Source organism: Variovorax sp. P1_H12_2 (assembly GCF_056405335.1).
The window spans coordinates 1-11,611 of sequence record NZ_JBFUCI010000183.1 but is presented as its reverse complement, the minus strand read 5'-3'; the positions used below and the strand labels follow the sequence as shown (position 1 = coordinate 11,611).

Below are 11,611 nucleotides of genomic sequence, written 5' to 3'. Positions count from 1 at the left end.
ATCGCCGAGATCCTTCGGTTGTCCGTCAATACCGTGAACTACCACCTCAAGCGCGCGCTTCCCAAACTCGGCGCAGCGACCAAGGCCGGCGCCGTCGCTCTCCTGATGACCCGACCGTTGCGGTCGTCGCGCGCGATGCGTTCAACACGCTGACGACGTGTGCGCCGCCGCGGGCGGGGGCAACGCGGGGCGACCCTTGCGGCTTGCGGAGGATCGCGCACATTCGCGGCTCTGCCGAGTCTCGATCCAGCAAGGGACGAGCGCGTGGCCATCGATCACTTGAACCGGCGCTGCAGCCCGGGCTGCGAAGCCGGCGCGACGGAGAAGTCGCTCCACACCACGCGGCGAGACGGTAATGAGACGACGCGCGCCACAGCCAGCGGCGAGGTCGAGCGCAGCCTGAAGGAGCCCGACCGCGACCGGCGAAGAGAAGGCCTGGCGCGAGGGTGAGAGCTCCGACAACAGATCCATCGCGGCGAATCGGGAGAGCTCCCAGATCTCGGCGCTGCGCGGAAGCGGCTGCGAACCCATCAGCTGAGGGAAGACGTCTGCCAGCAGGTAAGGCCGGTGCGTCGGAAGCAGTCGAGCCACCCCTACCAGCGCGCCATCCGGATTCCGGGCTGCGATGTAGACCGTGTCCGAACGATCGAACTGGTCGAACTCCAGGCCTTCGAAGGTCGCAAGCGACCAGCCAAGCCGCTCCACGAAGACCTGGTGACGGTAGCGCGCGACGCTCGCCACGACGAGCGGCGCCAGTTGTGCAGGTGTTCCTGCGAGGTATTCGATGCGTTGTTCGGGCGACTGCATGGGTGCTATTGCAGCCCGGTCGCGAGGCGGATGCCACTACCCGATCAGGTGAGATTGCAACTGCGGGATGCGCGGGTTGCGGCCTCGTTCGGCGATGCGCCGACGCCGCCGGTTCGCGCGTCGGGTTGAACAAGTCGGTTTTCATCGACCCGGGCCGAGGAATGCCCGGTCGCCTCGGACCTTTGCCATTGCGCAACGAGCCTGCCGTGCAACACGGCTTGCGATGTCCGGGTGCCCCTTTGCCCCGTTCCCCGAATGAAATGAGGCCTGCGACGGTCGGTCCGGCGCGGCGCGATGGATGGCGCGCCGTGACGCAATGAGCAAGCGTTGAGACTTGGAGACCATCGGGGAAAACTTGGCGCTTCTTTCTTAGAGGTGATCAATGCCGAACAACACGCCCGTCTTCCTTGATCCGCAGGATCGCAGTGTGCGCAAGAGGCGCAGCACGCAGGCCGTGACGCTCTCGTCGCGGTGGCTCTCCCGTCTCTTCATTCGAGGCCTGCGGCTGGAGGGCGGGCGAGGGCGGAATGTTTCTCCGGATGCACCCGCCGCGCCACGGCCGTTCAAAGGGGCCATCTACGCGGCCGCCCTGGTGATCGGCCTCGGCGCCCAGGGGGCCTTCGCTCAAGGCGCTGCCAGCGAGACGCCCAAGTGGCCGACGAAGCCGATACGCATCGTCGTCGGGTTCGGCGGTGGATCGTCTCCCGACCTCGTTGCCCGGGCCATTGCGGACCCCTTGTCCAAAGCGCTCGGTCAGCCGGTCATTGTCGACAATCGACCTGGCGCGAGCGGAAACATCGCGGCGGACATCGTGGCCAAGTCCACCGATCAGCACACCATCGGGATGCTGATCAACGGCAACATGACCATTGCCAAGATGATCAACCCTGCGACGCCCTATGACCCCTTGAAGGATCTGGCGCCCATCAGCCTCATCTGCGTGGCGCCGCTGGTCCTGGCGGCCCCGATGGACGCTCCTGGCACCGACGGACGGACCTTTCTCGCCGCAGCGAAGGCCGCAGGCAGTCGCTGGAGCTATGGCTCGCCGGGCATCGGCACGGTGGGCCACCTGGGCATGGAGCTCCTGAAGTCCCGCACCGGCATCGCCCCGGTGCACGTGCCCTATATGGGCAACCCGCAGGTCATCGGTGGACTCATTGGCGGCCAGCTCCAGATATCCCTGCTGCCCCCGGGTCTGGCGGCGGAGCAGATCAAGGCTGGCAGGTTGCGCGCCATCGGCGTGACCTCGCTGGCGCGCAGCCCTTTGGTGCCCGACTACCCGACGCTGGGCGAGGCCGGTGTCGAGAACTTCCAGCTGGAGATCTGGACGGCGGCCGCCGGGCCCGCCACCATGCCCCAACCCATCATCGACCGGTTGTCGAAGCTGATCGGGGAGATCACGCGCACGCCCGAGGTGCGCCAGCGCCTGCACCTGGACGGGTACGAGGCGGTCGGTGCGCCCGCAGATGTCCTGGCCGCGCGAATCAAGGCAGACACTGCACTGCTCGGCAAGATCATCGTCAGCCAAGGCGTGAGGCTGGAATGAGCGAGCCAAAGCCGGGCCATGATGGGGCGTCGTCTGCTGCTGCGGCGCAGGAAGCCAATCTCGCCTCCTTGCGCGCGCAACTCGATGCGATCGATGCGAGGCTGCTGGACGTGCTCTTCGAGCGACTGGCCTGCTGCGCCCGGATCGGGCACCACAAGAAGGTGCACGCGGTGCCCATGATGGCACCGCATCGCATCGGGATCGTTCAGCGCCGCGCCGCCGATTTCGCCGCCAGCCACGCGTTGAATCCCACCTTCCTGCATCAGCTCTACGAGCTGATCATCGCGGAGACCTGCCGCCTCGAGGACGAGATCATCGCCTCGGAAGCGGCCATGCCGCAGGCCGTTCGCTCTGCCTGACCGGGACCTTCTGCATCGATCTTCGCGCGGGTCCTCGCCGACGCATTCCGCCAGGAATGCTTGCGGGGCCGCGCGCTGCGTGAGCCTGTGAAAAAGCATCTCGTCGCATCGCCCTTTCCGACGGCCCGGAAGATCCGGATCCCGGAAGCGCTCAGCCGTCCCCGCAGCACCGTGGCGACGCCGCGCAGTGAAACCGCGCGACGGCTCGGAGAGCAGGTGCGCGCGCTTCGCATCGCAGCGGGCGTCTCGGGCGGAGAGCTGGCCCGCCGCAGCGGCATCTCGCGCTCGATGCTCTCGCGGATCGAGCGCGGCCTGGTGCGAGCCACAGTGGACACGCTCGAGCGGATCGCAGAAGGACTCCATGTGCCGCTTGCCCGGATGTTTTCCGACCAGGCGCAACGAGCGGACTATTCCTTCGTCCCGGCAGGCCGAGGCATCGTGGTCGACCGGGTGGGCGCCGTGGCCGGGTATCGCTACGAACTGCTGGGCCATGTGCTGTCGGGGAATCTCTTCGTGGAGCCCTACCTCGTCCGGCTCCTCCCCGCAGCCATGCCGTACACCAGCTTTCAGCATCCGGGGATCAAGCTCCTCCACTGGATCGGCGGACGCGTTCGATACCGATACGGCGACCGGGTGGTCACGCTGAAGAAGGGGGACTCTCTGCTCTTCGACGCCATGGCGCTCCACGGCGTGGACAGCATTGAGGAGGCGCCGGTCGCCTACCTCTGCGTCGTMTTCACGATGCGAGACTAGACGCACCATCGGCCGGCGCAAGCCTGATCTCGTCATCCACCCGTCCATTCACCTTTCACCTTCCACCACCTCCGAGACAGAACCATGCCATCCTTTGTCACCCTGGGTCCGAGAGGCAGCAACCACGATTTCGTCCTGCGTCGCTATCTGGATGCCCATGGCCTCGGCGACCGCGCCCGCATCGGCCTGGTGGACGACTTTCATGTGGGAGCCCGGCAGGTCGTCGCCGGTGAAGCGGATTTCATGCTTCAGTGCGCGGCGCATCCTGATCTGGGTGAAGTGACAGGCCTCTATCGTGAGGAACTCTTCGTGGTGGACGCCTTCATTTCCCAAAGTCGTCCCATGGCCCTCATGCGTCAGAAGGATCCGGTCGGGGTCCCGGATTGTGTGGCAGTCCAAGCGGCGACTCGCTACTACGCGGACCTGTCGCCCTGGTCTCGGGTGGTGATCGAGCCGACGGTCATGGCCGTGAGCCTGGGCCTGCTGGCGCGACGCCATGCGGCAGGCATCGGCTTCGCTTCGTTCGCCGAGGCACATCCGCAGGCCTTGGAGGTCGTCGTTCCCATCGGATCGATCTGTGACGCGTGGGTGCTCTTCGGGCGCACGGCCGTGGATGGTGGCGAGACCGTGGTCTGGACGTCCAGTCCCGTGTCGCGCCTCCTTGCCACGGATGAGCCGACGGGCTGACGCATCGCAGGTTGTGCGCAGGTTGTGCGCAGCCGGGATGATTCGGGCGCGGACCCCCGGCGATGGCATGGGATCACCGACCGGCCCCTGGCGCTCGCCGCGTGGAGCGCAGGACGTAGACGCCGGAGCCGGCGACCAGCGCAATGCCGACGACGGCGTGCCAGTCCGGCACTTCGTTCCAGACCGCGAATCCCAGCACGAGGGCCCAGATGATGTTGCTGAAGCGGAACGGCGCGACGACGGACAGGTCAGCGCGCCGGCTGGCGGCCACGACGGCACTGTTTCCGACAGCCGTGAAGACCGCAGCCCCGACCATCCAGGTGAGCGTCTGCGGGTCCGTGGGCGCACGGACTTCCAGGGTGGCCATGGCGGCGCCCGCAAGGGTCACCGCCAGGGTGGTGACGGTGGCGACCAGCAGCGAGGGAACATCGAGCGGAATGGCGCGATTGACGAGTTCGCGGCCCGCCAGAGAGGCCGCGCAGGCGAGGGCCAACGTGAGCCCTGGGAGGTCAACCGCGGAAGAGGGTCGCAGGACTATCAGGACTCCGACAAAGCCGGCGGTCGCCGCCAGGACACGATCCATCCTTCTGGGCTCGAGTCCCGTCGCCATGCTCACGGCGGCAACGATCAGGGGAGCGATCATCATGATCGAGGTCACCGTGGAGAGCGACATGCGCGACAGCGCGGCGACGGAGGTTGCCGCCGTCGTGATCTCGAGCAATGCGCGAAGCGCGACGATGGGCCGAAGCGTCCTGCGCCAGGCGTGATGCAGCCGGGCACGCGCAACGACCGCCAGAAGCATCAGCGACGCGAGCAGTCCGCGCAGCAGCAGGATCTGTCCGGCTCCGTAGCGAGCCGCCGCCAGCTTGATGAAGGCGTCGTTCAGCACATAGCAGGCCATGGCGAGCAGCATGAGACCGATGCCATGCCGGTTCTCCTCGGCGGAGGCCATCACGCGCCGCTGTCCGCGTCGTCTTGCGCCTTCGATGCGGGCGGCCCGTCCAAGGACGCGGCACCGCAGGCGCGAAGCGTTTCGTACTGCGCCCTGGCCTTGAGCACGATTTCGTCCACTTCGGCGTCGGGATCCGACATCGCCACGATTGCTCCACCCGATCCGATGGAGACCTTCTCTCCGTCGCTTACGATGGTGCGGATGACGATGTTGAGCTTCGCCTGGCCATCCAGGGACAGGAAGCCCAGGCTTCCGGCGTAGACGCCACGCGGGGCGCCTTCGAGGGCGTCGAGGATCCGCATGGTTCGAATCTTCGGCGCACCTGTCATGGACCCGCCCGGGAAGGTTGCGCGCAGTGCATCGATGATCGACTTGTCGCGGTGCAGTTGTCCGCGGATGGTGCTCACGAGCTGGTGCACGGTCTCGAAGGACTCGACGTGAAAGAGCAGCGGGACGTGGACGCTGCCGACCTCGCACACGCGCGCCAGGTCGTTGCGCAGCAGATCGACGATCATGAGGTTCTCTGCCCGGGTCTTCTCGTCCTCGAGCAGAAAGCGGCTGTTGCGTGCGTCCTGCTCGGGTGTCGCGCCGCGGCCGATGGTTCCCTTGATCGGCTTGGATTCGAGGGTGCCGTCGGCCGCGAGATCCAGGAAGAGCTCCGGCGAGGCGCAGAGGACGGCAAGGGGTCCCGACTTGAGGTAGGCGGCGTAGGGGGCCGGGTTGTTCCGGCGCAGCACGCGATAGACGTTCCAGTCGTCGATCCCGCCGGCGCCGACAAGCTGGTTCGTGAGACAGGCCTCGTACGTCTCGCCCTGGAGGATCTCATCCTGGCAGCGCTCGATGAGCGCACGGTATTGCGGCAGCGGTATGCGCCATGCCATGGGCTCGAGTGCCTCGGCACCCGCTTCGCGCAGGATGGGCGCGGCGAGATCAAGCGTATCCAGCCGCTCGGCGAGTCCGTGCATCCATTCCATATTCGCCTTGGACAAGGCGCCCTGGTCGAGACACAGGATCCATGCGTCCTGGTTCAAATGGTCAAAGGCCACCAGACGGTCCGCGAAGATCCAGAGCGCGTCGGGGGTGGACGCGTCGGGCGTGGGCTGGCCTTGCAGTTCACCGCGCAGCTCGTAGCCGAGATAGCCGACGTAGCCGCCGATGAATTCGAAGGGCCACTCGCCCGCGGGGACCGCGCACTGGGCGAGGCGCTCCTGGAGGAAGTCGAAGATGCTGCCCGGGGCGCTGCTCGCCCCGGCGGCAAGCAGGTGGTCCGGGGCGGGTCCCTGGACGTGGAGCTCCTGCTCGGCCGAGCGATAGGTCACGACCTGCGCAGCAGGGCCGCGGGCATCCCCCATGTACGAGAAGCGTCCTCGCTGGCCGTCGGGGGCGCTGCTGTCGAGCCAGAAGGCGTCATGGGCGTCCGCGAAGCAGGCCGAGAACACCGCTTCGGGCTCGGGAAAGTTCTGCAGGCGATGGATGTGGACGCTGAAGCGAGGCCCTTTGGGGCTCTTCCGCGCGGCCTGGGCCGAGCCGCGGCCCGGAAGGCCCGCACGGGATGCGTGCCGCGCATGCCATTCCTGCGTGAGGTCCCGGAAGTTGGCCAAGAGCCGGGCGCCGAACTCCGTGCAGATCGACTCGGGATGGAACTGCACGCCCCACCAGGGTCGATGAAGGTGTCGCAGGGCCATGAGCGTGCCGTCCGGCGTCCACGCCAACTCCTCCATGTCGGAGGGAAGGTGGCTGGCCGCGAGCGAGTGATAGCGCACTGCCTCGAAGGGTGAGGGAATGCCGCGGAAGAGCTCGCAGTCCACATGCGAGACCTTGTCCAGGCGCCCGTGCATCGGGCGGATGGCCAGGTCCACGGTCGCCCCCGAGAAGTGGGCCATGGCCTGATGGCCCAGGCACACACCCAGGATGGGGACATCCGAGAAGCGCAGCGCGTCGCCGGAGATCCCCAGATCGCTGGCCCGCTGCGGCCGCCCGGGCCCGGGCGAGATCACGATGTTCTCGAACTCCATGGCCTGGACCTCGGCCCATGGCAGCTCGTCGTTGCGTAGGACGATGGGCTCGCGGCCGTTGGCGGCCGCCAGGTACTGGTGCAGGTTGTAGGTGAAGGAATCGTGGTTGTCGATCAGCAGGGTGTGCATGGAAAACCTCGCCGGTGTCCTGAGGGCTTCGATGGTGAAGCGGCGGATGGATCTGTCCAACTACCAGAACGGGTGGGTTCGTTCGGTGCGCGAGATCGGCGCGCGGAATGCCGAGAGGGTGACCCGGCGCCTTCGTGATCCGCGGGCTGAAGCGTTCCAACCGGACACGCGGCGCGGCCGGCAGGGAAACCGAGAAAGGTGAAGGTGAAAAAACGGGAAGGGACGCGCAGGCGACGGGGCCTGCGCAGGCCGATGCCGTGCCCTCGACCCGGAACGCTCTCTAGGCGCCCGCCTGAATCAATTCGGCGAGCGACGCCTCGGGCGTCTGCATGCACGCGCGGCACCAGTCCAGATAGAACAGGACGTCCATGTAGCGCTCGCCGCGCTCGATTTTGGATACCGCTGACTGAGCAATCTTCAGGCGGGCACCGAGTTCGGCCTGCGTGAGACCGCTCTGGCGCCGAAGCTTGCGCAGATGTCTGCGCAGAATCTCGTAGCGGCGGTGGTGGATGGGAACAAGCACGCACACATGCTCTCCAAGAATCATAAAAAACCCATTTCGGACTATTGTTGTGTATGATCGTTCGAGAGAAAAAAGCCAGAATGGACTTTATTGTGTTCTTCTTCGTCGTCGCTCCGCCCCGTGCGCGTGGCCGCGTCGGCCGCGGCCCGCTCGCGGGCAAGCGGTCGACGAAGGCACAGCGGCCCGGGGTGCGTGAAAGCACCGGGTGGCCGTGTGCGGCGGCTGCCGTGCACGCGGCAGCCGCGATGGTCGCAGAGCGAGGCCGGTGATGCGCGCGCGCGCTGCGCCATCGCCRCTGCCGAGCGCGCGAAAGCCCCGATTGCCCGCCTCGCTCGCGCGGGTGCCTCTTCGTGCAGGGCCACCCGCGAAGAGCGAGGCCCTGCATCGTCTGGGCGAGGAGGTGCGCAACCTCCGGATCGCCCATGGGACCTCGGGCGGTGAGTTGGCTCGGCGTTGCGGGCTCTCGCGGTCCATGCTCTCGCGCATCGAGCGCGGGCTGGTGTCGCCCTCCATCGACACCCTGCATCAGTTGGCAGAGTCACTGGAGGTCCCGCCGTCACGCTTCTTCTGTCATCAGAACGCCCGGCCCGAGCTGTCATTCGTGCCCGCCGGACGAGGCATCGTGGTGGATCGGCTCGGCGCGACCGCAGGGTTCCGCTACGAGCTGCTCGGCCACTCGCTGTCCGGCAACCTGCTGGCCGAACCCTACGTCGTCCGCCTGAAGCCGGGTGCGCGACCCTTCGTCGAGTTCCTGCACCCCGGGCGGGAGTTCATCCACATCCTGTCGGGTCGCATCCGCTATCGCCATGGCGGCCAGGCGCTGGAGATCGGCCAGGGAGATTCGCTCTTGTTCGACACCAGTGCGCCCCACGGCGTCGAGCGGATCCTCGAGGAGCCCGTGAGCTACCTCATGGTGAGCGTCACCACGCGGAACTGAGACGCCGGGTTGTTGCGGCTAGCCGTGGGCGGCCCTGCGCCGCGCTCGGGCCGAGGAGGCGCCGGCAGCGCATGCCGCGGCGCTACGTCGCGCCCGGGCGTTCAAGTCCGTCGCGCTTGCTCGAGGTCATGGTCATGGTGCCGCCTGCGCGCTGAGCAATTCACCTGCTTGGGTACCTGGTCGTTCCACCCTCGGACATCAGTCGCACCAAGCCGCTCGTGCGCCTGATCCTCAATCAGATCGGGCGGCGACTGACGGAGTCCCTGGACGGAAGCGACGGCATCGCGCGACGCCACAAGATGCTCCTGATGCTCGACGAGTTCCCGGCGCTCGGGTGGCTCGACTTCTTCGAGTCCGCACTGGCCTTCATGGCGGGTTATGGCCTGCGGGCGTTCCTGATCGCGCAATCCCTCAACCAGATCAACAAGTCCTACGGACAGAACCACTCGATCCTGGACAACTGCCATGTGCGCGTGGCGTTCGCGACCAACGACGAACGCACCGCCAAGCGGATCTCGGAGGCATTGGGCACGGCCACCGAGCAGCGCGCGCAGCGCAACTATCCCTTCTTGACGTCTGAGGAGTCGCTCAATGCTCAATCTCGCGGAATATCGCCGACGCCCAGCCCTGCTGGCCGACTGGCTGCCATGGGCGGGCATCGTCGCCCCGGGCGTCGTTCTCAACAAGGACGGCTCCTTCCTGCGCACGGCGCGCTTCAGAGGGCCCGATCTGGAGAGCGCAACGCCGGGCACTGGCGGGCTGTGGCTGCCAGCACGTCCACTGACGTGCTCGAGGTCGAAATCGTTTGCTCTGACCGGACCGAACACCGCCGGCGGGTTGAGGGGCGGAAAGCTGATATTCAGGATTTCACGCCGCCAACCTGGGAGGCGGTCCTTCATCATGAATACGAGGCATGGACAACAAGCCGCCTTGTCATTGATTCCGCGCTCTTCACCGCGAGCGAAGCGGCGAAGCAGATTCGGGAGAGGCTCAGCCAAGCCGGGGGTAGGTGAGCAAAGGCAGAATGCGACCAGAACCAGACTTTCAAAAGGACCTTCGGTGACGTTGCGAAAAAATTTCGAGGAAGTCATTTCACCTGTCCGAACTATCCTGATGCTGGTGTTCTCTGGCCTCGTCTTTTTCGCCGCGACCTGGCACGGTTTGGGGCGACCAAACTCGGTTTCCGAGTACCGCTTTCTCGGGCGACTCTCTGAGCAGAAGGTAGGTGAGCGCTTGGACCTAGGGGCGCAAATGCCTGGAGATTGGGAGATGGTCTGCGATGCTCACGGGTATGCGGGGGACTTCTATCCGGAGAAGTACGGTCGAAAGTACCCTGCCGTTGGCGAACCCGATGACGGGGCATGGGGTCTTGTTTTCATCGATGCGGATGGGTCCTTCACATCCGCGTCCGGAACCTGCAAATCGACTGGCGTCCTACTCACCATGGAAGGCTGCGCAACACGCGACCAAGTGGTTTTGACGCGAGAAGCCAGAAGTTTTCCATGCCCGGTTTTCAAGAACTAGTTCGCTCTTGCGCGAGGCATTCCGAGGTCCAGGACTGAAGTCGCCAGGAGCGGACATTCCTGGTGGGCATCCAATTTGATGCCCGACCCCAATTCGGTCGTGCCATGCACTACCGCGCCGACGACTCCTGCCCGAACTTGATGAGGTTGCCGTCCGGGTCCATGACATAGAGTTCATCCATGCCCCATGCCGTGCGAACCACGGCCTGCAGCGAGGGTAGCTTCGGACTGAGCTCACGATGCACGGCCTCGATGTCCTCCACGCGGATGTAGCACGAGGTGTTCTCGGCGATGTGCTTATCGTTGCAGGCCCAGAAGTGCAGCTCCGTGTCGCCGCGCACCGCCATGCCGTACGAAAATCCCTCAAAGTGCTGAGTCCGGAAACCAAGGACATTCCCGTAGAAATCGAGAGTGCGCTCCATATCGAGTGAAGCGAGGACGGGTATTGCCTTGCCGAAGCTTGCTTGATTCATTGCGATTTCGGTTTCCTTGAGGAAGCCATTGTGCAGGGGCGGGTCTGAGCGTCAGCTCTTGGGAAGGTCTTACCTCGGTATCGGGCCCGGGGACGCCGACGCAGGAATAAAATCCGGGCCGGCGTGCATTTGAAGAGAAGACGTCTTTCCATCGATTCATCAAAATTCAGACGCCTTTGTCGCCAACGTTCATGACGCTAGGCGACGAACTCCCTCACTTTCAAAGGTTCCAGACTCAATGACGAAGTCCTACGCGCAACTCAAATCCGCCATCGCCAAACTCGAAAGGGAAGCGGCTGCGCTTCGTGAAACTGAGACGAAAAAGGTGGTTGCGCAAATCAAGGAGTCGATTGCCACGTTTGGCCTGACCGTCGAACACCTCTTTGGCCGAGGCGCCAAAGCATTGAAAGTAGTCGCCGGCAAAGCCCTCGGCGATGGCAAAGCAGTGCGCAAGGGCGCAGGCGTTCCCAAGTACCGACACCCCAAGACGGGCAAGACCTGGACGGGCTTCGGCAAAGCTCCCGGATGGATTGCCACGGTTCGCAACCGTGACAAGTTTCGCATCGACCAATCTGGCGTCGTCGCAGAACCTTCGGTCGAAAAGGCCGTGGCGCCTGTCGCTGCAGTGGCGAAAAGGGCCACCCGTAAGGCCCGCGCAGTTGCAGCACCGGTGAAGACGTCGCGTCGCGCCAAGAAGGTTGCTCCCGCTTCTGTCACAGCTCCCGAAACTCAGGCTGAAAAGCCGGTCGCGAAGAAGGCCGCACCGGCAAAGAAGGCAGCTGACGCCTCCAAGACTGCAAAGGCTGCTGCGAAGACCACCAAGAAGGCCGCCGCCACTAAGTCGCAAGCTGCCGCCAAGACCCGCAGCGCGCGCACGTCCACGAACGCTGTGGCGCCTGTGTTGACC

General features: G+C 65.4%; 14 protein-coding genes and 1 pseudogene. 10 read left to right on the top strand and 5 right to left on the bottom strand.

The annotated features are described in order from the left end of the window. Positions 1–153 (top strand): LuxR C-terminal-related transcriptional regulator, encoded by a 153-nt coding sequence (locus AC1D2K_RS18685; RefSeq protein WP_478090327.1) that lies wholly within the window; start codon positions 1–3, stop codon positions 151–153. Here AC1D2K_RS18685 and AC1D2K_RS18680 read toward each other — a convergent pair. After that, positions 142–807, bottom strand: coding sequence for an acyl-homoserine-lactone synthase (locus AC1D2K_RS18680; RefSeq protein WP_478090323.1), 666 nt, complete (start codon positions 805–807; stop codon positions 142–144). The two genes, AC1D2K_RS18685 and AC1D2K_RS18680, sit on opposite strands and share 12 nt — an antisense overlap. Positions 808–1,189: 382 nt before the next feature. On the opposite strand from AC1D2K_RS18680, the gene AC1D2K_RS18675 reads away from it, so the two are divergent. The 4 genes from AC1D2K_RS18675 (at position 1,190) to AC1D2K_RS18660 (ending at position 4,152) form a co-directional block, all read left to right on the top strand. Beyond that, positions 1,190–2,353, top strand: a complete 1,164-nt coding sequence (locus AC1D2K_RS18675; RefSeq protein ID WP_478090322.1) for a Bug family tripartite tricarboxylate transporter substrate binding protein — start codon at positions 1,190–1,192, stop codon at positions 2,351–2,353. After that, complete coding sequence (locus tag AC1D2K_RS18670; protein WP_478090321.1) at positions 2,350–2,712, top strand: chorismate mutase family protein; 363 nt, start codon at positions 2,350–2,352, stop codon at positions 2,710–2,712. Before AC1D2K_RS18675 ends, AC1D2K_RS18670 begins: the two co-directional genes overlap by 4 nt. 171 nt (positions 2,713–2,883) lie before the next feature. Then, positions 2,884–3,465, top strand: a complete 582-nt coding sequence (locus AC1D2K_RS18665) for a helix-turn-helix domain-containing protein (protein ID WP_478090326.1) — start codon at positions 2,884–2,886, stop codon at positions 3,463–3,465. A gap of 84 nt (positions 3,466–3,549) precedes the next feature. Beyond that, complete coding sequence (locus AC1D2K_RS18660) at positions 3,550–4,152, top strand: hypothetical protein (RefSeq protein WP_478090320.1); 603 nt, start codon at positions 3,550–3,552, stop codon at positions 4,150–4,152. Positions 4,153–4,225: 73 nt separating this feature from the next. On the opposite strand, the gene AC1D2K_RS18655 is transcribed toward AC1D2K_RS18660, so the two are convergent. Together AC1D2K_RS18655 and pabB are read right to left on the bottom strand one after the other, a co-directional pair. Beyond that, a complete protein-coding gene (locus tag AC1D2K_RS18655; protein ID WP_478090325.1) occupies positions 4,226–5,104 on the bottom strand; it encodes a DMT family transporter in 879 nt (292 codons plus the stop codon). Next, a complete protein-coding gene (gene pabB / locus AC1D2K_RS18650) occupies positions 5,104–7,248 on the bottom strand; it encodes an aminodeoxychorismate synthase component I (protein ID WP_478090319.1) in 2,145 nt (714 codons plus the stop codon). The genes AC1D2K_RS18655 and pabB overlap by 1 nt, the downstream gene beginning before the upstream one ends. Here pabB and AC1D2K_RS18645 point away from each other — a divergent pair. Then, the gene (locus AC1D2K_RS18645; protein ID WP_478090318.1) at positions 7,247–7,450 is read left to right on the top strand and encodes a hypothetical protein; all 204 of its coding nucleotides are present in this window, start codon (positions 7,247–7,249) and stop codon (positions 7,448–7,450) included. The two genes, pabB and AC1D2K_RS18645, sit on opposite strands and share 2 nt — an antisense overlap. A 78-nt stretch (positions 7,451–7,528) precedes the next feature. Here AC1D2K_RS18645 and AC1D2K_RS18640 read toward each other — a convergent pair whose 3' ends face one another. Then, positions 7,529–7,771: a helix-turn-helix domain-containing protein gene (locus AC1D2K_RS18640; RefSeq protein WP_478090317.1), complete on the bottom strand. Its 243-nt coding sequence runs from the start codon at positions 7,769–7,771 to the stop codon at positions 7,529–7,531. A 379-nt stretch (positions 7,772–8,150) separates the two neighbouring features. Between AC1D2K_RS18640 and AC1D2K_RS18635 the strand changes: the two genes are divergently transcribed. The 3 genes and pseudogenes from AC1D2K_RS18635 to AC1D2K_RS18625 all read left to right on the top strand — a co-directional run bounded on the left by AC1D2K_RS18635 (position 8,151) and on the right by AC1D2K_RS18625 (position 10,232). Continuing rightward, positions 8,151–8,708, top strand: coding sequence for a helix-turn-helix domain-containing protein (locus tag AC1D2K_RS18635; protein ID WP_478090324.1), 558 nt, complete (start codon positions 8,151–8,153; stop codon positions 8,706–8,708). Between the two features lie 173 nt (positions 8,709–8,881). Next, a pseudogene (locus AC1D2K_RS18630) lies at positions 8,882–9,271 on the top strand (type IV secretory system conjugative DNA transfer family protein); the annotation flags it as partial. Positions 9,272–9,767: 496 nt separating this feature from the next. After that, entirely contained in the window at positions 9,768–10,232 is a 465-nt protein-coding gene (locus tag AC1D2K_RS18625; RefSeq protein ID WP_478090328.1) for a hypothetical protein, read from the top strand. Between the two features lie 109 nt (positions 10,233–10,341). Here the strand turns inward: AC1D2K_RS18625 and AC1D2K_RS18620 are convergent, their stop codons facing one another. Further along, the gene (locus AC1D2K_RS18620) at positions 10,342–10,704 is read right to left on the bottom strand and encodes a bleomycin resistance protein (RefSeq protein WP_478090316.1); all 363 of its coding nucleotides are present in this window, start codon (positions 10,702–10,704) and stop codon (positions 10,342–10,344) included. A gap of 238 nt (positions 10,705–10,942) precedes the next feature. On the opposite strand from AC1D2K_RS18620, the gene AC1D2K_RS18615 reads away from it, so the two are divergent. After that, positions 10,943–11,611 (top strand): H-NS histone family protein (locus AC1D2K_RS18615; RefSeq protein WP_478090315.1); only part of this gene is annotated, 669 nt, incomplete at its 3' end.